This window comes from Pseudomonas sp. LBUM1676, from assembly GCF_059695605.1.
The window spans coordinates 210,677-237,181 of record NZ_CP166777.1 but is presented as its reverse complement, the minus strand read 5'-3'; the positions used below and the strand labels follow the sequence as shown (position 1 = coordinate 237,181).

The 26,505-nt window shown below is 60.1% G+C and carries 23 protein-coding genes and 1 pseudogene; 20 read left to right on the top strand and 4 right to left on the bottom strand.

What is annotated here, in order from left to right:
* Nucleotides 1-59: 59 nt before the first annotated feature.
* Nucleotides 60-800, bottom strand: coding sequence for an osmolarity response regulator transcription factor OmpR (gene ompR / locus ACA041_RS01095; RefSeq protein ID WP_007903084.1), 741 nt, complete (start codon nucleotides 798-800; stop codon nucleotides 60-62).
* A gap of 360 nt (nucleotides 801-1,160) precedes the next feature.
* On the opposite strand from ompR, the gene ACA041_RS01090 reads away from it, so the two are divergent.
* The 7 genes from ACA041_RS01090 (at nucleotide 1,161) to tauD (ending at nucleotide 9,457) form a co-directional block, all read left to right on the top strand.
* Nucleotides 1,161-3,485 carry a Tex family protein gene (locus tag ACA041_RS01090; RefSeq protein ID WP_497439513.1) on the top strand — a complete coding sequence of 775 codons (2,325 nt, stop codon included), beginning with the start codon at nucleotides 1,161-1,163 and terminating at the stop codon, nucleotides 3,483-3,485.
* Nucleotides 3,485-3,868, top strand: coding sequence for a PaaI family thioesterase (locus tag ACA041_RS01085; RefSeq protein WP_401356833.1), 384 nt, complete (start codon nucleotides 3,485-3,487; stop codon nucleotides 3,866-3,868). Before ACA041_RS01090 ends, ACA041_RS01085 begins: the two co-directional genes overlap by 1 nt.
* A 289-nt stretch (nucleotides 3,869-4,157) precedes the next feature.
* Entirely contained in the window at nucleotides 4,158-5,741 is a 1,584-nt protein-coding gene (gene gshA / locus ACA041_RS01080; protein WP_497439512.1) for a glutamate--cysteine ligase, read from the top strand.
* Nucleotides 5,742-5,958: 217 nt separating this feature from the next.
* Entirely contained in the window at nucleotides 5,959-6,936 is a 978-nt protein-coding gene (gene tauA, locus ACA041_RS01075) for a taurine ABC transporter substrate-binding protein (protein WP_497439511.1), read from the top strand.
* A 16-nt stretch (nucleotides 6,937-6,952) separates the two neighbouring features.
* Entirely contained in the window at nucleotides 6,953-7,747 is a 795-nt protein-coding gene (gene tauB, locus ACA041_RS01070; RefSeq protein ID WP_497439510.1) for a taurine ABC transporter ATP-binding subunit, read from the top strand.
* Nucleotides 7,744-8,577, top strand: a complete 834-nt coding sequence (tauC, locus tag ACA041_RS01065) for a taurine ABC transporter permease TauC (protein WP_497439509.1) — start codon at nucleotides 7,744-7,746, stop codon at nucleotides 8,575-8,577. The genes tauB and tauC overlap by 4 nt, the downstream gene beginning before the upstream one ends.
* A 37-nt stretch (nucleotides 8,578-8,614) precedes the next feature.
* Nucleotides 8,615-9,457: a taurine dioxygenase gene (gene tauD / locus ACA041_RS01060; RefSeq protein ID WP_497439508.1), complete on the top strand. Its 843-nt coding sequence runs from the start codon at nucleotides 8,615-8,617 to the stop codon at nucleotides 9,455-9,457.
* Nucleotides 9,458-9,601: 144 nt separating this feature from the next.
* On the opposite strand, the gene mgrA is transcribed toward tauD, so the two are convergent.
* The gene (mgrA, locus tag ACA041_RS01055) at nucleotides 9,602-10,639 is read right to left on the bottom strand and encodes an L-glyceraldehyde 3-phosphate reductase (RefSeq protein ID WP_497439507.1); all 1,038 of its coding nucleotides are present in this window, start codon (nucleotides 10,637-10,639) and stop codon (nucleotides 9,602-9,604) included.
* 116 nt (nucleotides 10,640-10,755) lie between these two features.
* Between mgrA and ACA041_RS01050 the strand changes: the two are divergent.
* Together ACA041_RS01050 and ACA041_RS01045 are read left to right on the top strand one after the other, a co-directional pair.
* Nucleotides 10,756-10,965, top strand: a pseudogene (locus ACA041_RS01050) (SDR family oxidoreductase); the annotation flags it as partial.
* Nucleotides 10,966-11,023: 58 nt separating this feature from the next.
* Complete coding sequence (locus ACA041_RS01045; RefSeq protein ID WP_497439506.1) at nucleotides 11,024-11,284, top strand: hypothetical protein; 261 nt, start codon at nucleotides 11,024-11,026, stop codon at nucleotides 11,282-11,284.
* A 24-nt stretch (nucleotides 11,285-11,308) separates the two neighbouring features.
* On the opposite strand, the gene betT is transcribed toward ACA041_RS01045, so the two are convergent.
* Both betT and epsC read right to left on the bottom strand, forming a co-directional pair.
* On the bottom strand, nucleotides 11,309-13,264 hold the full coding sequence (gene betT, locus ACA041_RS01040; RefSeq protein ID WP_497441982.1) for a choline transporter BetT: 1,956 nt from the start codon (nucleotides 13,262-13,264) through the stop codon (nucleotides 11,309-11,311).
* A 425-nt stretch (nucleotides 13,265-13,689) separates the two neighbouring features.
* A complete protein-coding gene (gene epsC / locus ACA041_RS01035) occupies nucleotides 13,690-14,616 on the bottom strand; it encodes a serine O-acetyltransferase EpsC (RefSeq protein WP_497439505.1) in 927 nt (308 codons plus the stop codon).
* A gap of 191 nt (nucleotides 14,617-14,807) precedes the next feature.
* Between epsC and ACA041_RS01030 the strand changes: the two genes are divergently transcribed.
* The 11 genes from ACA041_RS01030 to ACA041_RS00980 all read left to right on the top strand — a co-directional run bounded on the left by ACA041_RS01030 (nucleotide 14,808) and on the right by ACA041_RS00980 (nucleotide 26,407).
* Entirely contained in the window at nucleotides 14,808-15,800 is a 993-nt protein-coding gene (locus ACA041_RS01030) for a D-cysteine desulfhydrase (RefSeq protein ID WP_497439504.1), read from the top strand.
* A gap of 234 nt (nucleotides 15,801-16,034) precedes the next feature.
* Nucleotides 16,035-16,829, top strand: coding sequence for a cystine ABC transporter substrate-binding protein (gene tcyJ, locus ACA041_RS01025; RefSeq protein WP_497439503.1), 795 nt, complete (start codon nucleotides 16,035-16,037; stop codon nucleotides 16,827-16,829).
* Nucleotides 16,829-17,494: a cystine ABC transporter permease gene (gene tcyL, locus ACA041_RS01020; protein WP_497439502.1), complete on the top strand. Its 666-nt coding sequence runs from the start codon at nucleotides 16,829-16,831 to the stop codon at nucleotides 17,492-17,494. The genes tcyJ and tcyL overlap by 1 nt, the downstream gene beginning before the upstream one ends.
* Before the next feature lie 4 nt (nucleotides 17,495-17,498).
* Entirely contained in the window at nucleotides 17,499-18,254 is a 756-nt protein-coding gene (tcyN, locus tag ACA041_RS01015; protein WP_497439501.1) for an L-cystine ABC transporter ATP-binding protein TcyN, read from the top strand.
* Nucleotides 18,255-18,738: 484 nt separating this feature from the next.
* Nucleotides 18,739-19,503, top strand: a complete 765-nt coding sequence (locus tag ACA041_RS01010) for a hypothetical protein (protein WP_497439500.1) — start codon at nucleotides 18,739-18,741, stop codon at nucleotides 19,501-19,503.
* 379 nt (nucleotides 19,504-19,882) lie between these two features.
* Nucleotides 19,883-21,124: an SfnB family sulfur acquisition oxidoreductase gene (locus ACA041_RS01005; protein WP_497439499.1), complete on the top strand. Its 1,242-nt coding sequence runs from the start codon at nucleotides 19,883-19,885 to the stop codon at nucleotides 21,122-21,124.
* Nucleotides 21,125-21,163: 39 nt separating this feature from the next.
* Nucleotides 21,164-22,357 (top strand): SfnB family sulfur acquisition oxidoreductase, encoded by a 1,194-nt coding sequence (locus ACA041_RS01000; RefSeq protein ID WP_497439498.1) that lies wholly within the window; start codon nucleotides 21,164-21,166, stop codon nucleotides 22,355-22,357.
* Entirely contained in the window at nucleotides 22,358-23,710 is a 1,353-nt protein-coding gene (locus ACA041_RS00995) for an LLM class flavin-dependent oxidoreductase (RefSeq protein ID WP_497439497.1), read from the top strand.
* A 129-nt stretch (nucleotides 23,711-23,839) separates the two neighbouring features.
* Entirely contained in the window at nucleotides 23,840-24,649 is an 810-nt protein-coding gene (locus tag ACA041_RS00990; RefSeq protein ID WP_497439496.1) for a MetQ/NlpA family ABC transporter substrate-binding protein, read from the top strand.
* A gap of 2 nt (nucleotides 24,650-24,651) precedes the next feature.
* On the top strand, nucleotides 24,652-25,773 hold the full coding sequence (locus ACA041_RS00985) for a methionine ABC transporter ATP-binding protein (RefSeq protein ID WP_497439495.1): 1,122 nt from the start codon (nucleotides 24,652-24,654) through the stop codon (nucleotides 25,771-25,773).
* Nucleotides 25,763-26,407, top strand: coding sequence for a methionine ABC transporter permease (locus ACA041_RS00980; protein ID WP_134101297.1), 645 nt, complete (start codon nucleotides 25,763-25,765; stop codon nucleotides 26,405-26,407). Before ACA041_RS00985 ends, ACA041_RS00980 begins: the two co-directional genes overlap by 11 nt.
* Nucleotides 26,408-26,505 lie beyond the last annotated feature (98 nt).

Below are 26,505 nucleotides of genomic sequence, written 5' to 3'. Positions count from 1 at the left end.
AGTCTGCGGGCAAGATCATCTGATCGTCGCCCGCTCGACTCGCCCCTACAAATCGCCGATCACTTGGTGGCGGCGCCATCCGGAACGAACACGTAACCCACGCCCCAAACCGTCTGGATGTAGCGTGGCTTGGACGGATCAGGTTCGATCATCCGGCGCAGACGGGAAATCTGCACATCGATGGAACGCTCCAGCGCATCCCACTCGCGACCACGGGCCAGGTTCATCAGTTTGTCGCGGGTCAGTGGCTGGCGGGCGTTCATCACCAGCGCCTTGAGCACCGCGAACTCACCGGTGGTGAGCATGTGCACCTCGTCACCGCGCTTGAGCTCGCGAGTGGCCAGGGACAGCTCGTAGTCACCGAAGGTCACGCTTTCGTCTTCGCTGCCCGGCGCGCCCGGCACCGGTGCTGCCTGACGCCGCAAGACAGCTTTGACCCGAGCCATCAGCTCGTCCGGGTTGAACGGCTTGGCCAGGTAATCGTCGGCGCCCAGCTCCAGGCCCTTGATGCGGCTCAGCTCATCGCCCTTGGCGGTGAGCATGATGATCGGAATCTGGTTGTTCGCGGTGCGCAGCCGGCGGCAGGCGGTCAGGCCGTCTTCGCCGGGCAGCATCAGGTCGAGGACGACCAGGTTGAACACTTCACGTGCCAGCAGACGGTCCATTTGTTCAGTGTTCGGGACGGCGCGGGCGCGGTAGCCCTTGCTGACGAAAAAGCGCTCCAGCAGGCTGCTGAGCCCCGGATCGTCGTCAACGATAAGAATTTTTTCGCCTTCAGCAATGTTTGCAGTGCTGCTCATTGGATGCTCCTTTGATCTCGGCGCGCATTATGGCGTAGCTGCCGTTATACGCACCGTGTGCATTGTTAGCAGATTTTTCCTTCACCGCCAGGAATCCAGGCATTGTGCCTGCGGCCTCTGTTGCCCCCGAATCACAGAACGCTGGTTATAATGCGCGGCCTTTTGTGTCAGGCAACGTCTGATCATTCCTGCGGCGACCGCTATTTATTTTCATGGCGCAGGCAGTAATTGTTCGATTTCACGGGTCAACGGGATGCCTGTTGATCCAGGTAGCGGCGCAGGCCAGGCCGCTCAACCAGTCTCGCCGAGCCTTTGACTTTGCGCCTGCGAGCCTGCTTTCACAATTTGTCAGGTGGTTTTATGGACAGCATCAACAGCCGCATCGCCGAGGAACTCGGTGTCCGCCCACAACAGGTCGAAGCGGCCGTCGCGCTACTCGATGAAGGCTCCACGGTGCCCTTCATCGCCCGTTACCGGAAAGAAGTGACCGGCAGCCTCGATGACATCCAGTTGCGTCATCTGGAAGAGCGTCTGCGCTACCTGCGAGAACTCGACGAACGGCGCATCAGCATCCTCGCCAGTATCCAGGAGCAAGGCAAGCTGACACCTGCGCTTGAGCGCGACATCAAGCTCGCCGACACCAAGACCCGCCTCGAAGACTTGTACCTGCCGTACAAGCAAAAGCGCCGCACCAAGGGCCAGATCGCTCTGGAAGCCGGCCTCGGCGAGCTGGCCGACGGCTTGTTCAACGACCCGACCCTGACGCCAGATGCTGAAGCCGCGCGCTTCGTCGACGCCGAAAAAGGCGTGGCCGATGTGAAAGCCGCCCTCGAAGGCGCCAAGTACATCCTGATGGAACGCTTCGCCGAAGACGCGGGCCTGCTGGACAAGCTGCGCAGCTACCTCAAGCAGGAAGCCACCCTCAGTGCCCGCGTCATCGCCGGCAAGGAAGAGGAAGGCGCCAAGTTCCGCGACTATTTCGAACACGACGAACCGCTCAAAAGCATGCCGTCGCACCGCGCCCTCGCCATTTTCCGTGGCCGCAACGAAGGCATTCTCAGCTCCGCGCTGAAAGTCGGCGACGAATTGCCCGGCGCCATGCACCCCTGCGAAGGCATGATCGGCCAACAATTCGGCATCCAGAACCAGAACCGCGCCGCCGACAAATGGCTGGGCGAGGTGGTGCGCTGGACCTGGAAGGTCAAGCTCTACACCCACCTGGAAACCGATCTGCTGGGCGAACTGCGCGATGGCGCGGAAACCGAAGCGATCAACGTGTTCGCCCATAACCTGCACGACTTGTTGCTGTCGGCGCCGGCTGGCCCGCGCGCCACGTTGGGCCTCGACCCGGGCCTGCGCACCGGTTGCAAGGTCGCGGTGGTCGATTCCACCGGCAAACTGCTGGATCACGCCACGGTTTACCCGCACGTGCCGCACAACAAGTGGGACCAGACCCTCGCGATTCTCGCGGCCCTGTGCGCCAAGCATGCAGTGGACCTGATCGCTATCGGCAACGGTACCGCCAGTCGCGAAACCGACAAGCTGGCCGCTGAACTGATCAAAAAATACCCAGCCATGAAGATGACCAAAGTCATGGTGTCCGAAGCCGGTGCTTCGGTTTACTCGGCGTCGGAACTGGCCTCCAAGGAGTTCCCGGACCTCGACGTGTCGATCCGTGGCGCGGTGTCGATCGCCCGTCGTCTGCAGGATCCGCTGGCCGAGCTGGTTAAAATCGATCCGAAATCCATCGGTGTCGGCCAGTACCAGCACGACGTGTCGCAGCTGAAACTGGCACGCGGCCTGGATGCAGTGGTTGAAGACTGCGTGAACGCCGTCGGTGTGGATGTGAACACCGCCTCCGTGGCGCTGCTGGCCCGTATCTCCGGTCTAAACGCGACCCTGGCGCAAAACATCGTCAGCCACCGCGACGAGCACGGTGCATTCAAGACTCGCGCCGCGTTGAAGAAAGTCGCGCGCCTGGGTGAAAAAACCTTCGAACAGGCCGCCGGCTTCCTGCGCGTGATGAACGGCGACAACCCGCTGGATTCGTCCGCCGTCCACCCGGAAGCCTATCCGCTGGTCCAGCGCATTGCCGCCGAGACTGACCGCGATATCCGCTCGCTGATCGGCGACGCCGCGTTCCTCAAGCGCCTCGATCCGAAGAAGTACACCGATGAAACCTTCGGTCTGCCAACGGTCACCGACATCCTGCAAGAGCTGGAAAAACCTGGCCGTGACCCGCGTCCCGAGTTCAAGACCGCTGAGTTCCAGGAAGGCGTCGAAGACCTCAAGGACCTGCAACTGGGGATGATCCTCGAAGGCGTGGTGACCAACGTGACCAACTTCGGCGCGTTCGTCGACATCGGCGTGCATCAGGACGGTTTGGTGCATATCTCTGCGCTTTCGGAGAAGTTCATCAAGGATCCGCGTGAAGCGGTGAAGGCCGGTGACGTGGTGAAAGTGAAGGTCATGGAAGTCGACATCCCGCGCAAACGCGTTGGCCTGTCGATGCGCATGAGCGACACCCCGGGCGAGAAAATCGACGGTGCCCGTGGTGCGCGTCCGGGGTCGGCACCGCGCCAGTCACAGAACACTGCACCGCGCAAGGAAACCACGGCGGCGGCTCCGGCCAACAACGCCATGGCTTCGCTGTTCGCCAACGCCAAGCAGTTGAAGAAACGCTGATGGACATTCCTGCCGGGCTGACCGAAAGCGCGTTTTTCAAGCTGCTGGGGTGCCGCTTGCACAGCCTCGAGACCGGGGTGGCGCAAGTCGCCCTCGGGCTTTCGCCAGAGCTGCGCAATCGCGGCGGCAAGCTGCACGGCGGGGCCTTGTTCAGTCTGGTGGACATTGCCATGGGGCTGGCCTGTTCCAGTACCCACGGCTTTGACCAGCAGAGTGCGACCATCGAGTGCAAGATCAACTACATTCGCGCCGTCGCCGACGGTGAAGTGATGTGTACGGCACGGGTGATCCACCCGGGCCGACGCACGCTGGTGGTCGAAGCGGATGTGATGCAGGGCGACAAACTGGTCGCAAAAGCACAAGGCACGTTCGCTGTCCTGTAGCTAGAAGCCATCAATTTGAGTTAATTTCAGCGCTGTGACCGCAGCGCCGAAATTCCCTGTGGGAGCGAGCCTGCTCGCGAAGGTTTGTCAGGTGACTTAAATATCAACTGACAGTCCCTCTTCGCGAGCAGGCTCGCTCCAACAGGGATTGCGGCGATCACTCCCTGGCTGGCTGCCACCCGTCCAGTGCGATCCGAAAACCAGGCGAAAACGCCAGTTTCAACTTCACCCTTGTAGACCGTCTTGCCCACCCCCATATTGGGGCGACTGACGCGTGAAGGAATCCAACTTGAGCGAACTTCTCAACCGCCGCCTGGCTCTGCTCGGCGAGCGCGCTAACCTCTCTCTGCTCGAACAGTGTCTTCACGGCATCGAACGTGAATGCCTGCGCGTGACCGGCGAAGGTCGCCTGGCGCAAACGCCGCACCCGGAAGAATTGGGTTCCGCGCTGACCAACGAACAAATCACCACCGACTATTCCGAGTCGCTGCTGGAGTTCATCACGCCCGCCCTGCCCGACCCCGCCGATACGCTGGCGAGTCTGGACAAGATCCACCGTTTTGCCTACAGCAAGCTCGGCAGCGAGTACCTGTGGAGTCCATCGATGCCGTGCCCTTTGCCGGCCGAGGAAGATATCCCGATTGCCTACTACGGCACCTCCAACATCGGCCAGCTCAAGTATGTCTATCGCAAGGGCCTGGCCCTGCGCTATGGCAAGACCATGCAGTGCATCGCCGGGATTCACTACAACTTTTCCCTGCCGGAAAAACTCTGGCCGCTGCTCAAGGAATCTGAAGGTTTTGTCGGCACCAACCGGGATTTCCAGTCGTCGTCCTACATCGCGCTGATTCGTAACTTCCGCCGCTACAGCTGGCTGCTGATGTACCTGTTCGGTGCCTCACCAGCGCTGGATGCCGGTTTCCTGCGTGGTCGTGCGCACCAGCTGGAGCAACTGGACCCGGACACCCTATACCTGCCCTACGCCACCAGCCTGCGCATGAGCGATCTGGGTTACCAGAGCAACGCTCAGGCCGGTTTGACGCCGTGCTACAACGATCTGGCCAGCTACACCGACAGCCTGCGCAAAGCGGTGGCGACACCGTATGCGCCGTATGTCGAAATCGGCACGCATCAGGATGGCGAGTGGGTTCAGCTCAACACCAACATCCTGCAGATCGAAAACGAGTATTACTCCAACATCCGCCCCAAACGCGTGACTTACACCGGCGAACGGCCGATTCAGGCCCTGGTGGCCCGCGGCATCCAGTACGTCGAAGTGCGTTGCCTCGACATCAACCCGTTCCTGCCGATGGGCATTGACCTGCCGGAGTCGCGGTTCCTCGATGCGTTCCTGCTGTATTGCGCGCTGAACGACAGTCCGCTGCTGACCAATACCTCGTGCGGCAACGCGACCTCGAACTTCCTCAGCGTGGTCAAGGAAGGTCGTCGTCCGGGGCTGCAACTGCAGCGCGACGGGCAACCGGTCGACCTGAAGGAATGGGCCGGCGAATTGCTGGAAAAAATTGCTCCGCTTGCCGCGATGCTTGATCAAAGCCATGGCGGCGATGCCCACAGCAAGGCATTGGATGCGCAACTGGCCAAGGTCAAGGACGCGTCCCTGACGCCATCGGCCCAGGTGCTGGCGGCGATGGCCGAGCACAAGGAGAGCTTTGCCCAGTTCTCCCTGCGCCAGAGCCAGGCGCATGCGGAGTTTTTCCGCAGCGAGCCGTTGAGTACCGAGGAGCAAGCGACGTTTGAAGAGCGGGCGCGTTTGTCGCTGGCTCAGCAGGTGGAGCTGGAGCAGAACGAAGTCGGCGATTTCGATGTGTTTGTCGGGTCGTATCAGGCGAGCATTCTGGCCATCAGCAACTAATCTTTGAAGGTCCTTCGGACCTTATCGCGAGCAGGCTCGCTCCCACAGGATTTATGCGATCCCTGTGGGAGCGAGCCTGCTCGCGAAGGTCGCGCCACGGTCTCCCTTAGAATTTTCCGCTCATAAGCTCATTCGAAAAAGTTATTTATTTTCGGATTCTTAGATCATTTAGTCTCCTTTCTCGCCGACATCCGGTCGCCTGACAAGGAGCTTCTCAATGAAACTGAATTTCCCCCTTCGCCTCCTGGCGGCCGCGTCCCTGGCGGCGGCGAGCTTCTTTGCCCAGGCGGCTGACGTCACCGTCGCCTACCAGACCACCGTTGACCCGGCCAAAGTCGCCCAAGCCGACGGTGCATACGAAAAAGCCACCAACGCCAAGATCGACTGGCGAAAATTCGATAATGGCGCCGACATCATCGCCGCCATCGCTTCCGGCGACATTCAGATCGGCTACCTCGGCTCCAGCCCCCTGACGGCTGCAATCACCCGCAAGGTACCGGTAGAAACCTTCCTCATCGCCACCCAGATCGGCGCCGCCGAAGCACTGGTCGCCCGCGACGGTTCCGGAATCAAGACCCCGCAGGACCTGGTCGGCAAGAAAATCGCCGTGCCGTTCGTTTCCACCGGTCACTACAGCCTGCTCGCCGCGCTGAAACACTGGAACATCGACCCGTCGAAAGTCACCGTACTCAATCTCGCACCGCCAGCGATCATCGCTGCGTGGAAACGCGGTGACATCGACGCCACTTACGTGTGGGATCCCGCGCTCGGTGTGGCCAAGGAAAACGGCAAAGTGCTGATCACCTCCGGCGAATTGGCCAAGTTCGGCGCACCGACCTTCGATGCCTGGATCGTGCGCAAGGATTTCGCCGAGAAGCACCCTGAAATCGTCACCGCGTTCGCCAAAGTGACCCTGGATGCCTACGCCGATTACCGCAAAGACCCGAAAGCCTGGCTCGCCAATCAAAGCAACGTCGACAAGCTGGTCAAACTGTCTGGCGCCAAGGCCAGTGACATCCCGCTGCTGCTGCAAGGCAACGTCTACCCACTGGCGGCTGATCAGGTGATCTCCCTCGGCGCGCCGACCACCAAGGCCATCACCGACACCGCTGTGTTCCTCAAGGAACAAGGCAAGGTCGAGGCCGTGCTGCCGGATTACGCCCCGTACGTCAGCGCCAAGTTCATCACCAATTGATCGGGAGTTAACCGCGATGGCTTTGCTACAGCTGGAGCGCATCAGCGCACAGTACCCGGGCAGCCCGGAACCGGTGCTGGCGGACATTTCCCTGAGTCTGGGCCCCCAGCAACTGCTGGTCGCCCTCGGCCCGTCCGGCAGTGGCAAGACTTCGCTATTGAACCTGATTGCCGGCTTCGTCGAGCCCAGCGCCGGACGCATCACGCTGGATGGCGTGCCAGTCAAAGGCCCCAGCGCCGAACGTGGCGTGGTGTTCCAGGACGACGCCCTCCTGCCCTGGCAGGACGTGCTGGCCAACGTCGGATTCGGTCTGGAACTGGCCGGTGTGTCCCGGGACAAACGCGAAATTCGCGCCCGGGAAATGCTTGCGCTGGTGGATCTCTCCGGTTTCGAAAACCGTCGAATCTGGCAGCTCTCGGGCGGCCAGAAGCAACGTGTCGGCCTGGCCCGTGCGCTCGCTGCCGATCCTCGCGTGCTGCTGATGGACGAACCCTTCGGCGCCCTTGATGCCTTCACCCGCGAACAGATGCAGGAGCTGCTGCTGCAAGTCTGGCAACGCACCGCCAAACCGGTTTTTCTGATCACCCACGACATTGAAGAAGCGGTATTTCTCGCCACGGATCTGATTCTGCTGGCGCCGAACCCAGGCCAAATCGTCGAACGCCTGAGCCTGGATTTCGGCCAGCGTTACGCCGCCGGTGAATCGGCACGGTCCATCAAGTCCGATCCGCGCTTTATCGAAACCCGCGAACACGTACTCGCCAAGGTGTTCTCGCAACGCAGCGCCGCCACGCGGCAGGAGCGCGCATGAGCAGTTATGAAATTCCCGCGGCGGCGGTGAAACCGGGTTCGACGGTAACGCCCCTGCGCCGCAGCCTGAGTACTCGCTGGATCAGCGTGCTGACACTGGTGGCGCTGGTGTTCATCTGGTGGGCCGTGACTGCCACTGGAATGATCGAACCGCTGTTCCTGCCGCCACCGTCCGCCGTATTGCAAAAAGGCTGGCTGCTGGTGACCACCGGCTACATGGATTCGACCTTGTGGCAGCACCTGGGCGCCAGCCTCAGCCGTATCGGTCTGGGCCTCGGGTTCGCGGTGCTGACCGCTGTTCCCGTTGGCATTGCCATCGGCCACAACCGCATTGCTCGCGGCATTCTCGATCCATTGATCGAGTTCTACCGCCCGATCCCGCCGCTGGCCTACCTGCCGCTGATCGTGATCTGGTGCGGCATCGGCGAGTTGTCGAAAGTCCTGCTGATCTACCTGGCGATCTTCGCCCCAATCGCCATCGCGACCGCGACCGGCGTACGTACCGTCGACCCGGCCAAGTTGCGCGCCGCACAGTCGCTGGGCGCAACCCGGGCGCAGTTGATCCGCCATGTGATTCTGCCGAGCGCGTTGCCGGACATCCTGACCGGTGTGCGCATAGGTCTGGGTGTGGGTTGGTCGACCCTGGTCGCCGCTGAGTTGATCGCCGCCACCAGCGGCCTGGGCTTCATGGTGCAGTCAGCCGCACAGTTCCTGGTCACCGATGTGGTGGTGCTGGGGATTCTGGTCATCGCCCTGATCGCCTTCGCCATGGAAATGGGCCTGCGCGCCCTGCAACGCAAGCTGGTGCCGTGGCACGGCCAGGCCCACTAATTTAACCCTGTGGCAACCCGGATTGAAGAGAAAGACCATGAGCAACCTGACCATCGTCCCCTTAAGCTCCGCCCTCGGCGCGCAAATCAGCGGCGTCGACATCAGCCAGCCGCTGAATCAGCAACAACGCGACGCCATCGAGCAGGCGCTGCTCAAACATCAGGTGCTGTTTTTCCGCGACCAGCCGATCGAGCCGCAACAGCAGGCGCGTTTCGCTGCTTATTTCGGTGACCTGCACATACACCCGATTTACCCCAATGTACCGGAACAGCCGGAAGTGCTGATCCTCGATACCGCCGTGACCGATGTGCGTGACAACGCGATCTGGCACACCGACGTGACCTTCCTGCCGACCCCGGCCATGGGCGCGGTGCTCAGCGCCAAGCTGCTGCCGGAGTTTGGCGGCGATACGCTGTGGGCCAGCGGCATTGCGGCCTATGAAGCGCTGTCCGCGCAGCTGAAAACCTTGCTCGAAGGACTGACCGCCACCCACGACTTCACTCGCTCGTTCCCGCTGGAGCGTTATGGCAACACGCCCGAAGCGCTGGCCCAATGGGAAGAAACGCGCCGGAAGAATCCGCCGCTGTCACACCCGGTGATTCGCACACACCCAGTGAGCGGGCGACGGTCATTGTTCGTCAATGAAGGTTTCACCTCGAAGATCAACGAGCTGTCCGACACCGAAAGCGAGACGATCCTGAAGTTTTTGTTCGCCCATTCGACTCGGCCGGAATTCACCATTCGCTGGCGCTGGCAGAAGGATGACGTGGCGTTCTGGGATAACCGTGTGACGCAGCACTATGCCGTCGATGATTACCGGCCGGCGCGGCGGGTGATGCAGCGGGCTACGGTGTTGGGGGATGTGCCGTTTTTCCGCTGAACCCGACCTATTTATTGACTGTAATGGCCCCTTCGCGAGCAGGCTCGCTCCCACAGGGATTTGTGCTCGATGCAAATCCACTGTGGGAGCGAGCCTGCTCGCGAAGGGGCCGTAACTGACGCCGGAAAACCCGGCGCCAAACACTTATTCGGCAGTCGACGGTTTCTCCCAAAGATTGACCCCGCCCTCCTGGGCAAACCGGTCAATCTCCGCCAACTCCTCCGAGCTGAAGCTCAGATTTTTCAAAGCCCCGACATTCTCGATAATCTGCTCCGGCCGGCTAGCGCCGATCAACGCCGAGGTCACCCGCGGGTCTCGCAACGTCCAGGCCAACGCCAACTGCGCCAGGCTCTGACCACGACGCCGGGCAATCTCGTTCAAGCCACGCACATGAGCGATGTTGGCTTCAGACAGATGCGACGCCTGCAACGAACCGCCACCCGGACGATTGACCCGCGCATCCGCCGGTACCCCATTGAGGTACTTGTCAGTCAGCAATCCCTGAGCCAGCGGGGTGAACGCAATCACCCCCGTGCCAAGCTCATCGGTGGTGTCCAGCAGGTCCTTTTCCACCCAGCGGTTGAGCAGATTGTAAGCGGGCTGGTGAATCAGCAACGGTACTTTCCACTCTTTCAACAGCGCCGCCATTTCACGGGTTTTCACCCCGGAGTACGACGAGATGCCGATGTACAGCGCCTTGCCCTGCTGCACGGCGGTGGCCAGTGCGCTGGCGGTTTCTTCCAGTGGGGTGTCCGGGTCGAAGCGGTGGGAATAAAAGATATCCACATATTCCAGGCCCAGGCGCTGCAGGCTCTGATCGAGGCTGGCCAGCACGTACTTGCGCGAACCGCCGCCCTGGCCGTATGGACCAGGCCACATGTCCCAGCCGGCCTTGCTGGAGATGATCAGCTCGTCGCGGTACTGCTTGAAGTCTTCGCGCAGCAATCGACCGAAGTTGATCTCGGCGCTGCCGTACGGCGGGCCGTAGTTGTTGGCCAGGTCGAAGTGGTTGATGCCCAGGTCGAACGCGGTGCGCAACAAGGAGCGCTGGGTGTCGATCGGCGTGCTGTCACCGAAGTTGTGCCACAGGCCCAGGGACAGTGCAGGCAGCACCAGGCCACTGCGACCCACGCGGCGGTAAGGGATGGAATCGTAGCGGTTTTCGGCAGCGGTGTAGGTCATCGAATCCTCTCTTGTGTGTCTTGAAGTTGGTATCGACTGCTTCGCAAGTTGCCCAGCATACGCCGAGAAAAACGCCGATAAACCTCGGATTCGAGAAAAGGCTGAAACGTTTCACAGATTTCAACGCCGTTGCGCCGGGGCCGGTAGCTACTGACCTGTTCCTGCACGGCAAGAGCGAAGAGCAGATCCAGAACTTCGCCAGGATGGCCCCGCTGGAGCGCCTGGGACAGCCGGAAGATATTGCCCGTGTCGTGTCCTTTCTGGCGGGTCCGGACTCGGGTTGGGTCAATGGGCAGATTTTTCGGGTTAATGGCGGGTTGGTTTAACTATGCTCGATGTGTGGGGTGAAACAGGCAACACACATCCGCAGGGAGGAAACTCACCATGCACACCACCATCATCATCTTCTTCGGCCTGGTCCTGCTGGCACTGATGCTGCTCATCGGCGAGAAAATCGGTTTCAGTCGCCAGACCCTGACCTACAGCTTCATCGTGCTATGGCTGGCACTGTCGATGATCAACGGCGCCGTCGGCGTAGTCACCGCCGGCCAGTCCGTCACGACAGAACTGGTGGTCGGCAGCATTGTGTTCGGTGTGCCGGTGGCGGCGCTGGTCTTGTTCATGGTGCTGAGCACCGAGACCTGAAAAAAACCAGCCCCACCCTTGCGCTCAACGCACCAGGTGCAAGAACTGCATGTGCCGCTCGTACTGGTCGAGGATGTCGTTGATGACCTGCTCCTTGGTGTAACCCACCAGATCGTAATCCTGACTGCCTTCGCTCAAATGCACTTCGGCCCGATAGTAACGACGGTTATTGAGCTCCTTGGACCCCATCCCGCCACGGGCGAAGGACGGCGTGAAGTAGCCACGCATTTGCACCTGGTAGATGAACGGATGCTGCTCGCCATGGCCGATTTCCAGGCTGACGCTGTCGTTGGCCGGATCTGGCTGAGCGACGACGTTCAAACCCTTCTCGACGAACACCGCCGTCACTTCTTCAATCGCCGGACGTACCGTCGTTTCGAGGAAGCGGTAAACCTCATCCCGCGACGGGAAATGCACCGCCTGACTCAAACGCTGACGCCAACCGCCACGACGAGAGCCGGAGACCGGTGCCAGGGAATGCAGCTGCGCGATCTGTTTCTGGGACTCCAGATAGAACGCCTTGTGCAGTCCCCACATCATCAACAGCAGAATCAACGAGAACGGCAAGGAGGTCAGCACCACCGCTGACTTCAGCGCATCGATACTGCCGGAGAACAGCAGCGCACTGGTTATCAGCGCGGTCATCGCGCCCCAGAACACCCGCAACCATTTCGGCCCGTCTTCATCCGGATTGCCGCCCTTGGCGGACAGCGTCGACAACACCACCGTGCCGGAGTCGGCCGAAGTGACGAAGAACACGAAGCTGATGAACACCGTCACCGCGATCACCGTTTTACTCCACGGATAGGTTTCCAGCAGCAGGTAGAGGGTCATCGAAGGGTTATCGATGGCCGACATGCCCAGCGCGCTCATGCCGTGGTTGAGCACTTGATCGATGGCGCTGTTGCCGAAGATCGACATCCAGGCCAGGGTGAAACCTAGCGGAATCAGCAGCACGCCGAAGACGAATTCGCGGATGGTCCGGCCACGGGAAATCCGTGCGATGAACAGCCCCACGAACGGCGACCATGCAATCCACCAGGCCCAGTAGAACACTGTCCAGCCGCCCAGCCAGTCGCTGGGTTTGTCGTAGGCGTAGAGGTCGAAACTCTTCATCGGCAAGGCGCCGAGGTAGTCGCCGATGTTCTGGATCAGGGTGTTAAGCAGGTGCTGAGTCGGCCCCGCGAACAACACGAACAGCAGCAGCGCGCAGGCCAGCAGCATGTTGATGTCGGACATCACCCGCACGCCTTTATCGACGCCGGACACGGCCACGATGATCGCCGCGCCCATCATCAGCGTGATCAGGCCGACCTGAATCCACTGGGTATGAGCGATGCCGAACAGGTAGTCCAGGCCGGAATTGAGGTGCAACACGCCAAAGCCCATGTCGGCACCGAGGCCGAACACCGTGGCGATGATGCCGAAGCCATCCACCGCGTAACCGATCGGACCGTTGATGCGCTTGCCGATCAGCGGATAGAGCGCCGAGCGCAGGGCAAGCGGCAGGTTGTGGCGATAGGCGAAGTAAGCCAGGGCCATGCCGACGAAGGCGAACACGCCCCAGCCGTGCAGGCCCCAGTGCAGAAACAGAATCTGCATCGCCTGACGCGCCGCATCCGCTGTGCCGGCCTCGCCTTGAGGCGGTTGCGCCAGATGGGTCAGCGGTTCGGACACGCAAAAGAAAAACAGCGTGATGCTGATCCCGGCGGCGAATAGCATGCCGGCCCAGGACAGGTAACTGAATTCGGGCTCGTCGTGGTCGGCACCGAGCTTGATCTTGCCGTAGCCGGACAAGGCGGTGACCACCACGAAGACCAGATACAGGGTCATCGCGAGCATGTAGTACCAGCCGACCGTATTGGCCGCCCAGTTTTGCGCTGCCAGTAACCAGGCACCGGCCTGTTCGGGCATGGCGATCACGACAATGCCGAACAACAGAATGAAACTCGCCGCAAAGTAGAACACCGGCGGATTCATGCGGACCTGGCCGCTTGGAGGGAGGGACGATGCACTCATGAAAGGTGCACCTCGAGGGGGTGAAACAGGGCAATCAGAAACGGACTCGGCAAAGGCAAGCCTCCTGTTGTGAGCGGGCAGCAAACCGGCGGTTTAACTTGAATGAGCGTTCAAGTTAAACATAAATAGCCTGCTAAGGACTAATCGCAGGGCTCGGCGGTCCCTTTCCTACGCTAGCTCAAGGAAGGGTATGACGTGGGGTTTGGGGGATTCGTTCAGTGGATAATTGGCTGAACGCCATTATCCTGGTTCGGCTTGAAACCATTCGCGAGCAGGCTCGCTCCCACAGGAGAAGTGTCGTGCACAAATCCGTGTCCAATATCCATCCACTGTGGGAGCGAGCCTGCTCGCGAAGAGGCCGGGTCAGTTAACCGAGAATTCGGGCCTTACTTCTGCGTCCCATCATCATGCTGCAAATTCGCCTGAGTCAGGTTGCTCCCCGCCGGCACGCTGCGGGTCAGCCAGACGTTACCGCCTATGGTCGAACCCTTGCCGATGGTGATCCGCCCCAGAATCGTCGCCCCGGCATAAATCACCACGTCATCCTCGACAATCGGATGCCGCGGCTGACCCTTCTGCAGCTGGCCGTCCTCATCCGCCGGGAAGCGCTTGGCCCCCAGGGTCACGGCCTGATAAATCCGCACCCGCTCGCCGATGATCGCGGTCTCGCCGATCACCACACCCGTCCCATGATCGATGAAGAAGCTGCGCCCGATCTGCGCGCCCGGATGAATGTCGATACCGGTGGCCGAGTGGGCGATTTCCGCGCTGATCCGCGCGAGCAGCGGCAGCCCGGCGCGGTACAAGTGATGGGCGAGGCGATGGTGAATCACCGCCAGAATGCCCGGGTAGCAGAGCAACACTTCATCGACGCTGCGAGCTGCCGGGTCGCCGTGGTAGGCCGCCAGCACGTCGGTGTCCAACAGACTGCGCAAGCCTGGCAGGGCGAGGGCGAAGTCCTGGATGATCTGGAGGGTCCTGGCCTCGACTTCAGTCTCGGCCTGGGCGCCGTGGCGGGCGGCGTAACGAAGTTCCAGTCGCGCCTGAGCCAGCAACGCATTCAACGCAACGTCCAGCGTGTGGCCGACATAGAAGTCTTCACTCTCCTCACGCAAGTCGACCGGCCCCAGGCGCATCGGAAACAACGCACCGCACAGCGCTTCAAGAATTTCCGCCATGGCTGCTCGGGAAGGCAACTCGCGACCGCCCTGCTCGCCGCTGACGCGGCCGTTTTGTGCACGCCATTCATCCCGCGCCGAACGTAGCTGGCTGACGATGGTCTGCAATTGCCAATGGCTGGAACGCTCGCTCACGGTAAAAACTCCTCACGGGCGGCCGGACTGTCTGGCCGCGTTGACGGCGATTACTTTACGGCAAGGTCCGGACGCGGAATTAAGAACCAATTGTGCTGTGTTAAACACTTTTGGCTATAAGCGATTCCCGGTTGCCCCGGTAAATCGGCGTGCCTATAGTCCTGACATCTTTTTGTACCAGTACGGAAATCATGATTAAACAACAGCTCGCCCGTTTTGACCGCCTCGACCTGCTTGGCCACCCCACGCCACTGGAAAAACTCGAACGCCTGTCGACTTGGCTGGGCCGCGATATCTATGTCAAACGCGATGACCTGACGCCGTTGGCAATGGGTGGCAACAAGCTGCGCAAGCTCGAGTACCTGGCCGCCGATGCATTGGCGCAAGGTGCCGATACCTTGATCACCGCTGGCGCGCTGCAGTCCAACCATGTACGCCAGACCGCCGCCGTGGCGGCCAAACTTGGCCTCGGCTGCGTCGCACTGCTGGAAAATCCGCTGGGTACCGATGACGCCAATTATGTCGGCAACGGCAATCGGCTGTTGCTGGATTTGTTCGATGCCAAGGTTGAGTTGGTGGAAAACCTGGATAACGCCGACGAGCAATTGGAGGCGTTGGCCGCGCGACTGCGCAATAACGGTAAGAAGCCGTATCTGGTGCCGATTGGCGGCTCCAATGCCTTGGGCGCCCTGGGATATGTGCGCGCCGGACTGGAACTGGCCGAGCAGATCAAGGACACCGGCCTCACGTTCGCCGCCGTGGTCCTGGCCTCGGGCAGCGCCGGCACTCACAGTGGCCTGGCGCTGGCATTGAGTGAAGTCCTGCCGGATTTGCCAGTGATTGGTGTCACCGTTTCACGCAGCGATGAAGATCAACGGCCGAAGGTCCAGGGCCTCGCCGAGCGTACGGCACAATTGTTGAATGTGAGCCTGCCGTCGAGTTTCAACGTCCAATTGTGGGACGAGTACTTCGGCCCGCGCTATGGCGAACCGAACGCCGGGACGCTGGCGGCGGTGAAGCTGCTGGCGGGCCAGGAAGGCTTGCTGCTCGACCCGGTTTATACCGGCAAGGCGATGGCCGGGTTGTTGGACGGGGTGGGTCGTCAACGTTTCGATGAGGGACCGATAGTCTTCTTGCACACCGGCGGGGCGCCGGCGTTGTTTGCCTATAAAGATTTTCTGTAGGTTGATTGTTCCCACGCTCCTGCGTGGGAAACATCTTGAAGCTATATTCGATAAATGAATAATAAAATCAATATTTATTATTTTCCAATCTAAAACCGTCGACATATAGTCTCGCCGCAGGCGAATTTGAAACAAGACGCATAGACTGCTTTAGGGCAGGATATCGCAGTCGTTCAAATCCCGATTTTGCCAACTTTCCTAAAGCGTCTTCATAAGAAAACACAGGGGCTTGTCATGAATTTTTCCGCACTACGTCGAAATCTGCTGGTAGGTTCGTTGGGCCTCGCGCTCAGCGCCGGCCTGCTGGGGCAAGCAGTTGCCGGTGAGCAACTGCAAAAAATCAAGGACGCCGGCGTAATCAACGTGGGTCTGGAAGGCACTTACCCACCGTTCAGCTTCGTCGACGCCGATGGCAAACTGGCCGGCTTCGAAGTCGAATTCTCCGAAGCCTTGGCCAAAGAGCTGGGCGTGAAGGTCAAACTGCAACCGACCAAATGGGACGGCATCCTCGCGGCACTGGAATCCAAGCGTCTGGACGCGGTGGTCAATCAAGTGACCATCTCCGAAGAGCGCAAGAAGAAATATGACTTCTCCGAGCCGTACACCGTTTCCGGTATTCAGGCGCTGACCCTGACCAAGAACAAAGACACCATCAAGACCGCCGCCGATCTGGCCGGCAAGAAAGTCGGCGTCGGTCTGGGCACCAACTACGAACAGTGGGTGAAAGAAAACGTGCCGAAGGCAGACATCCGCACTTACGAAGATGACCCGACCAAGTTCCAGGATCTGCGCGTCGGCCGCATCGACGCCATTCTGATCGACCGCCTCGCCGCGCTGGAATACGCCAAGAAGGCCAAGGACACCACCGCCGCCGGCGAAGCGTTCTCCCGTCAGGAAGCCGGTATCGCCTTGCGCAAAGGCGAACCTGAATTGCTGGCAGCGGTAAACAAGGCCATCGAAAAACTGCGCGCCGACGGCACCCTCGCCAAGCTCTCGCAGAAATACTTCAACGCCGACGTCACTAAATAATGGAAGAAGCTTTCCAACTCGCACTGGATTCCGTGCCCTTTCTGCTCAAGGGCGCGTATTACACGGTGATCCTCAGCCTGGGCGGGATGTTCTTCGGCCTGGTGATGGGGTTTGGCCTGGCATTGATGCGCCTGTCGCGCTTCAAACTGGTGAGCTGGATCGCCCGCATCTACGTGTCGTTCTTTCGCGGCACGCCGTTGCTGGTGCAGCTGTTCGTGATCTATTACGGCTTGCCGCAATTGGGCATCGAACTTGATCCGCTGCCAGCGGCCCTGATCGGCTTCTCGCTGAACATGGCTGCCTACGCCTGCGAAATCCTGCGTGCCGCGATCAGCTCCATCGAACGCGGCCAGTGGGAAGCTGCTGCCAGTATCGGCATGACCCGTGCACAAACCTTGCGTCGGGCCATCCTGCCGCAAGCGATGCGCACGGCATTGCCACCACTGGGCAACAGCTTCATTTCGCTGGTCAAGGACACGGCGCTGGCCGCCACCATCCAGGTGCCGGAACTGTTCCGTCAGGCGCAGCTGATAACCGCCCGCACCTTCGAAATCTTTACCATGTACCTTGCCGCCGCGCTGATCTACTGGGTTCTGGCCACGGTGCTTTCGCACCTGCAGAATCAGTTGGAAGCACGGGTCAATCGGCACGACCTGGAGTCCTGACCCAATGATTGTCGTGGAAAAACTGACAAAGCAGTTCAAGGGTCAAGTGGTGCTCAACGGCATCGACCTGCAGGTGAAGGAAGGAGAAGTGGTGGCGATCATCGGGCCCAGCGGCTCGGGCAAGACCACCTTCCTGCGTTGCCTGAACTTTCTGGAGGAGCCCACCAACGGCCGGATCAAGGTCGGTGACATCGAAATCGATGGCAGCCGCCCGTTGAACCAGCAGCAGGGCCTGGTACGACGGTTGCGCCAGCATGTGGGTTTCGTGTTCCAGAACTTCAACCTGTTCCCCCACCGCACCGCCCTGGAAAACGTCATTGAAGGGCCGATCATCGTAAAGAAGATGCCGCACGCCGAAGCCGTTGCCTTGGGTAAAAAGCTGATGGCCAGGGTCGGCCTGGCGGGCAAGGAAGACGCTTACCCGCGTCGCCTGTCTGGCGGTCAGCAACAGCGCGTGGCAATTGCCCGCGCGCTGGCGATGGAGCCGGAGGTGATTCTGTTCGACGAACCCACCTCAGCCCTCGACCCGGAGTTGGTGGGTGAAGTGTTGGCGACCATTCGCAGTCTGGCCGAAGAGCGACGCACCATGGTCATCGTCACTCACGAAATGGGTTTCGCCCGGGACGTGGCCAACCGTGTGGTGTTTTTCGACAAAGGTGTGATCGTCGAGCAAGGCGAAGCCAAGGCATTGTTTGCCAACCCGAAAGAAGAACGGACAAAACAGTTTCTCAGCAAGTTTCTGAATAACGCCAACCACTAAAATACCCGCGCAATACGGGTCAACTTCCATGGATGGAAGTCCCTCCCCTTTCTATTACGCCCTCCCCATATTTAGTTAAATTTATCCGCACGATATACAACTTCTTGTCAGCGTGCGCGGTACATATATATGCGCTTCCACCGCTGGGCGCCCTCTAATACTCTCGAATCTGAAATTTGGCGAGAAGCGAAGAACCTTCGCCTCATCACGGGTGAAACCGCCTGACTTGGCAGATTTGTTCGACACATCGCCAAGGTTTATTAACCTCAACGCGTAGGAATTTTCTGAATAACACTGAATCTTGTATTTAACTAACCTGCTCTATTGACACTTATTCAAGCTCGCTCTTATCTAGTCTGCAGCCATTGATACCCATCACACTCAGGCAATATTTCAATTCAAAGTAATGAACGGTTCGCTGTTCGGACTTCGTATTTTTGATTTTCCAGAAATGGACTTCGTTGCAAGACTTCAAGGAGAACCCATGAAAAGCATCTCGCACAAACCCGAACTGGCGGCGCCGTCCCTCGCGCAATCAAACAAGAATGGCATCAACATCACCTCGGCGGCTCATCTGCTGGTCGACGTGGCGCCCTATCCCGGTATGGATGAAGGCGACCTGATCGAACTGTTCTGGGACAACTGCTATGTGGCTTCCCGGGTGCTGAGCGCCCATGAGGTCGGCAACATCGTCAGCCTGCGAGTGCCGGAAAGTTTCATTGCCAATGGTGCTGCACGCGTCCACTACCGGATCATGCAAGTCGGGCGGGGAGCAGCCCTGTCAGCCCCTGTGCGCGTCCAGATCAAACTCGACTGCCCGGGTGGTCAACCCTCTGCACTGTTCGGCGACGAAAACCAGAACCTGGCGCCAGTGACCATTCCCGGGACCATTCGCCGTCAGGGGGTCAATCCGAACCAGATCAAGCGCGGCGTTCCGTTGACCATCGAGCCGTACCTGAACATGGCCGCCGAAGACGAAATCACCCTGCGCTGGGGCGATGTGCGCATGGACCTGCCCAAGCTCATGCCTGGCGACGTCGGCCAGCCGATCCAGGTCTGGGTGCCGCCGGCGATCATTCTCGAAGCCGGCGAAGACCTGCGGCTGGAAGTGACTTACTGCATCCTCGATCGGGTTGGTAACAACTCGCGCTGGGCACCGGCTCGTATGCTGAAGATTGGTTGCGCCAATCCGTATCTCAAAGTCCCGCCGAAGAAGGAACTGAAAGCGGCAGAACCCCACAACCATTGACGGCGCGCAGGATATTTGTGGCGAGGGAGCTTGCTCCCGCTGGGGTGCGAAGCGCCCCAAAAACCGCAAATACGTGTTTGTCCGTCCAAGCATGATGACAAGTCTTGACGACTGCTGCGCAGCCGAGCGGGAGCAAGCTCCCTCGCCACAGGGGTGGTATTCGCCAATGCAAGACCCCTTCTATGTATATTCCTAAAAGTTAGTTTATTTATTTTTTATACACGCTTAGGGTATATAGACCGGACCACCGGACATTCTTGTTTTCGTTCGTCGCACTGATCGCGGCGTTTTTCATGAGATGTGAGGTAGGTATGGTCCGGAACACAATCACCCCAGTGCAAATCGCCAGGGCATTGCGTGCAGCCAAGGAGCGGCACTGATGTCCAGTCTGGCAGATGCAATCGTCCAGAGTGATCTGGATATCGCCCCCTTGTTGTTGCCCGCGCAAGTCTTGCGCAACGATGCACAAGCCATCAATGCCGCCCGGGAGCTGGCGCAAGTCGCCCGCCTGCAAGCGGCCAAACGTGACCGGCAGCGCAAACTGCCGTGGTCGGAAATCGAACAGTTCACTCGCAGCGGCCTGGGCAGCATCGCCATCCCGCGCGAGTACGGTGGCCCACAGGTTTCATTCGTCACCCTGGCCGATGTGTTCGCGATCATTTCCGCGGCCGACCCGGCACTGGGACAGATCCCGCAGAACCAGTTCGGCATCCTCAACCTGGTACTCGGCAGCGCTACCGAATCACAGAAAAAGCAGCTGTTCAAAAGCGTGCTCGAAGGTTGGCGGATCGGGAATGCCGGGCCGGAACGCGGCACCAAAAACACCCTGGAACTCAAGGCACGGATCACCGCCGATGGTGACGGCTTTGTCATTAGCGGGCAGAAGTTCTATTCCACCGGCGCCCTGTTCGCCCACTGGGTCGCGGTCAAGGCACTGAACGACGACGGCAAGCAAGTGCTGGCCTTCGTCCGTCGTGGAACACCGGGCCTGCGCATCGTTGATGACTGGTCCGGTTTCGGTCAGCGCACCACCGCCAGCGGCACGATTTTGCTTAACAACGTGCGGGTCGACGCCGAGTTGGTGGTGGATAACTGGAAGATCAACGACAAGCCGAACATCCAGGGAGCGGTCTCGCAGTTGATTCAAGCGGCCATCGATGCCGGCATCGCCCGGGGCGCCATCGACGATGCCATCGAGTTCGTGAAAACCCGTGCCCGGCCATGGATCGATGCCAAGGTCGACCGGGCCAGCGATGACCTCTACGTGATCGCCGACATCGGCAAACTGAAAATCGAACTGCACGCCGCCGAAGCGCTACTGCGCAAGGCCGGGCAGGTGCTTGATCAGGTCAACGCCGCGCCGCTCACTGCCGAGTCCGCCGCGCGCGCCTCGATTGCCGTGGCCGAAGCCAAGGTCCTGACCACCGAGATCTCGCTACTGGCCAGCGAAAAACTCTTCGAGCTGGCCGGCAGCCGCGCAACGCTTGCCGAATTCAACCTCGACCGCCACTGGCGCAACGCTCGCGTGCACACGCTGCATGACCCGGTGCGCTGGAAATATCACGCCGTGGGCACGTATCACCTCAACGGCACTTTGCCGGCTCGCCATTCCTGGATTTAACGACCAGAACACTTTTTGACCAGTTCTCTGGAGAAACACATGACTCTTTCTCACCACGTCGCGGTCATAACCAGCGATGAGCAAGCCCTTATTGTCGCCAGTGACCTGGCCGAGGATTTCAAACGCGACAGCGCCCTTCGTGACCGCGAACGCCGTTTGCCACACCCGGAGCTGGAAGTGTTTTCCCGTTCGGGCTTGTGGGGCATCAGCGTGCCAAAGGAATACGGCGGTGCCGGCGTTTCCAACGTCACGCTGGCCAAGGTGATCGCACTGATCGCTCAGGCTGACGGCTCTCTCGGGCAAATCCCGCAGAACCATTTTTATGCCCTGGAAGTGCTGCGCGTGAACGGCAGCGCCGAGCAGAAAAAACGCCTCTATGCAGAAGTGCTGGCCGGTCAGCGCTTTGGCAATGCGCTTGCCGAGCTCGGGACCAAAACCGCCCACGACCGCGTCACCCGCCTCACCCGCGACGGTGATGGTTACCGGATCAACGGCCGCAAGTTCTACGCTACCGGCGCCATCTACGCCCAGCGCATCCCTACGTCAGTTGTGGATGAAAACGGCGTTCAGCAACTGGCTTTCGTCCCTCGTGACGCCAAGGGCCTGACGGTGATTGACGATTGGAGCGGCTTTGGCCAACGCACCACCGGCAGCGGTTCGGTTGTATTCGAAGACGTCTACGTCGCCGCGCAAGACGTGATTGCGTTTCAGAGCGCTTTCGAGCGCCCGACCACCGTCGGTCCGCTGGCGCAGATTCTTCACGCCGCCATCGACACCGGCATCGCCCGCGCCGCGTATGAAGATGCGCTGCACTTCGTGCGTACCAAGACCCGACCGTGGATCGATGCCGGCAACGACAAAGCCACGGAAGATCCCCTGACCATCAAGAGCTTCGGCCACTTGAGCATCCGCCTACATGCGGCCGAAGCCCTGCTGGAACGCTCCGGTGAATTCCTCGACAAAGCCCAGGCCGACACCAACGCACAGACCGTCGCCGCCGCTTCGATCGCCGTTGCCGAAGCCCGGGCCATCAGCACCGAAATCTCTCTCGCTGCTGGCAGCACGCTGTTCGAACTGGCCGGTAGCCAGGCAACGCTGGTCGAGCACGGTCTGGATCGTCACTGGCGCAACGCTCGGGTACATACCCTGCACGACCCGGTGCGCTGGAAGTATCACGCGGTAGGCAACTACTACCTCAACGATGAAAACCCGCCGTTGCGGGGGACCATCTGAATGGCAAAGAAAAAGATCCTGCTCAATGCCTTCAACATGAATTGCATCGGGCACATCAACCATGGCCTGTGGACACATCCACGGGACACGTCGACTCAATACAAAACCATCGAGTACTGGACTGAACTGGCACAACTGCTGGAACGCGGGCTGTTCGACGGTTTGTTCATCGCCGATATCGTGGGCGTGTACGACGTCTACCAGAATTCGGTGGACGTGCCGTTGAAAGAGTCGATTCAGTTACCGGTCAACGATCCGCTGCTGCTGGTCTCGGCCATGGCCGCCGTCACCAGAAACCTCGGCTTCGGCCTGACCGCCAACCTGACTTATGAACCGCCGTACCTGTTCGCCCGACGCATGTCGACCCTCGATCACCTGAGTCGCGGCCGGGTCGGCTGGAACATCGTCACCGGCTACCTCGACAGTGCCGCCAAGGCCATGGGCCTGAGCGAGCAGGTCGAGCACGACCGTCGCTACGACCAGGCCGATGAATACCTGCAAGTGCTCTACAAACTCTGGGAAGGCAGCTGGGAAGACGGCGCGGTGCTCAACGATCCGCAGCAACGGGTCTACGCCCAACCGGAAAAAGTGCACAAGGTCGAGCACAAGGGCGAGTTCTATCAGGTCGAGGGTTATCACCTGTGCGAACCGTCGCCGCAACGCACGCCGGTGCTGTTCCAGGCCGGCAGTTCCGATCGCGGCTTGCTGTTTGCCGGGCGCCATGCCGAGTGCGTGTTCATCAGCGGCCAGAACAAACCGGCGACCAAAGTTCAAGTGGACAAGGTTCGCGCCAGCGCCATCGAGGCAGGACGCAACCCCGAGGACATCAAGGTGTTCATGGGGCTGAATGTGATTGTCGGCGCGACCGAAAAACAGGCCTGGGCCAAGCATGCCGAGTACCTGAGCTACGCCAGTGCCGAAGCCGGGGTGGCGCATTTTTCGGCGTCTACCGGGATCGACTTCTCTGAATACGAGATCGATGAACCGATCCAGTACGTGAAGAGCAACGCCATCCAGTCCGCCACCAAGAACCTGCAAAACAACGACTGGACCCGGCGCAAATTGCTCGAGCAACACGCCCTCGGCGGACGGTACATCACGGTGGTCGGTTCGCCTGAGCAAGTGGCGGATGAGCTGGAATCGTGGATCGCGGAAACCGGGCTCGATGGCTTCAACCTGACGCGGATTGTCACCCCGGAAAGTTATGCGGATTTCATTGAGCTGGTGATTCCAGAGTTGCAGCGTCGAGGGTCGTACAAGACGGCTTATGACGATGGCAGCTTGCGGGAAAAGCTGTTTCACGGCGGAGCGCATTTGCCTGAGCAACATACCGGATCGGCGTTTCGCCGCTAAAAGCTTCGCGAGCAGGCTCGCTCCCACAGTGGATCTTCGGTGTTCACGCAATCCCTGTGGGAGCGAGCCTGCTCGCGAAGAGGTCGGACCAAACACCCAAAAATTCATGCACTGACTGGAAAACTCATCATGACCAAGAACTACTTCTCGCACCCAGTCAAAGCACTGGCCCTGGCCCTCGGCCTCTTCAGCTCCATCACCTTCGCCGCCGACGCGCCGCTGAAAGTCGGCACCACCGCCGCCTTCGCCATTCCCCTGGAAGCCGCCGTCGAAGAAGCGAAAAAACAAGGCCTCCAGGTCGACCTGGTGGAGTTCAGCGACTGGATCGCCCCCAACGTCAGCCTCGCCGCCGGCGACATCGACGTGAACTACTTCCAGCACATCCCGTTCCTGGAAAACGCCAAGGCCGCCGCCGGTTTCGACCTGGTGCCATTCGCCCCGGGCATCATCAACAACGTCGGCCTCTACTCGAAAAAATACAAAAGCTTCGACGAGCTGCCCGAAGGCGCGAGCGTCGCCATCGCCAACGACCCGATCAACAGCGGGCGTGGCCTGCAGCTGCTGGCCAAGGCAGGCTTGATCACGCTCAAACCGGGTGTTGGCTACAAAGCCACCGAAGAAGACATCATCGCCAATCCAAAGAAAATCAAAATCCTGCAGGTCGAAGCGGTGCAACTGGTGCGCGCCTATGACGACGCCGATCTGGTCCAGGGTTACCCGGCCTACATTCGCCTGGCGAAGACCTTCGACGCCGGTTCCGCCTTGCTGTTCGATGGCCTCGATCACAAGGAATACGTGATTCAATTCGTGATCCAGCCGGACAGCAAAACCGACCCGCGCCTCATCAAATTCGTCGACATCTACCAGCACTCGCCCGCCGTTCGCGCCGCCCTGGATAAAGCCCACGGCAAGCTTTATCAAGCTGGCTGGGAAAGCTGAGCATGACGGCTGCTATCCAACGGCGACTGGAGTTTCCAGAGCCGCATAAAGTCGAACAGACCGAACTGCACCCACAGCTCAACAACGCCCATGTGCGCTTCATCGGCCTGGGCAAAACCTACAACGGTCAGCAAGGTCCGGTGGCGGCCCTGCACGGCATCGACCTGGCAATCCAGCGTGGTGAAGTGTTCGGCATCATCGGCCGCAGCGGTGCCGGCAAGTCGTCGCTGATCCGTACCATCAACCGCCTCGAACAACCAAGTACGGGCCGCGTGCTGATCGATCAGGTGGACATCGGCGAGTTCGATGAAGACCGATTAGTCGCGCTGCGTCGACGGATCGGCATGATCTTCCAGCACTTCAACCTGATGTCGGCCAAGACGGTTTGGCAGAACGTCGAGTTGCCGCTGAAAGTCGCCGGAGTGCCCAAGGAGAAACGCGAGCAGAAGGTCCGTGAACTGCTGGAACTGGTAGGCCTGCAAGAGAAGCACAAGGCCTACCCGGCGCAGCTGTCCGGCGGGCAGAAACAGCGCGTCGGCATCGCCCGGGCGCTGGTACACGACCCGGCGATTTTGCTGTGCGACGAAGCGACTTCAGCGCTCGATCCGGAGACCACGCAATCGATTCTTGGCCTGCTGCGCGAGATCAATCAGCGCCTGGGTTTGACCATCGTGCTGATCACCCACGAGATGGCAGTGATCCGCGATATCTGTGATCGGGTCGTGGTGCTGGAACACGGACGAATCGTCGAACAAGGGCCGGTCTGGGAAGTCTTTGGCAACCCGCGGCACGAGGTCAGCAAAACCTTGCTGGCGCCGTTGCAACACGGTTTGCCGGAAGAATTGCAAAGCCGCTTGCAGCCACACCCACAATCCTCGGACGCCGCTGTTGTGCTGCGTTTGCAGTTCACCGGCAGCGCCAGCGATGAACCGGATCTGGCCGCGCTGTTCGCCGCCCTCGGCGGCCGTGTGCGCTGGCTGCAAGGTGGTGTGGAACGGATTCAGGGCCATGCCCTCGGTCAATTGCTGCTGGCGGTGACCGGCTCGTCCCTCGGCGCAGAGGAATTGCGTCAACGCGCCGGCAACTGGGCGCAACAGGTGGAGGTGCTGGGTTATGTGGTTTGATCGCTTGCTGCAAGGCTTCATCGACACCTTCCTGATGGTCGGTGTGTCGTCATTGATCGCACTGCTGGCGGGCATTCCGCTGGCGGTGATTCTGGTCACCAGCTCCAAGGGCGGTATCTATGAAGCGCCGGCGCTGAACCGCGCATTGGGTGCATTCGTGAACCTGTTTCGCTCGATTCCGTTTCTGATTTTGATGGTGGCGCTGATTCCGTTTACGCGGTTGATCGTCGGCACCACGTACGGCGTTTGGGCGGCCGTGGTGCCGCTGACCATCGCCGCCACACCGTTCTTTGCACGCATTGCCGAAGTCAGTTTGCGGGAGGTCGATCACGGGTTGATCGAAGCGGCGCAGGCGATGGGTTGCCGGCGCCGGCACATCGTTTGGCATGTGTTGCTGCCTGAGGCGTTGCCGGGGATTGTCGGCGGTTTCACCATCACCCTGGTGACCATGATCAACTCATCGGCCATGGCGGGGGCGATTGGTGCGGGTGGACTGGGGGACATCGCCTATCGGTACGGGTATCAGCGGTTTGATAGCCAGATCATGTTGACGGTGATTGTGTTGCTGGTGGTGTTGGTGGCGGCGATTCAATTGGGCGGGGATCGGTTGGCGCGGGGGCTCAACAAGCGTTGAGCCTGGCTGAAGTTATTGGTTGTCAGTGATATCGCTATCGTCGGAACGCCGCCCGGAGCAAGCTCGCGATGGCTGCGCAGCAGCCTTCTGCCTCATGG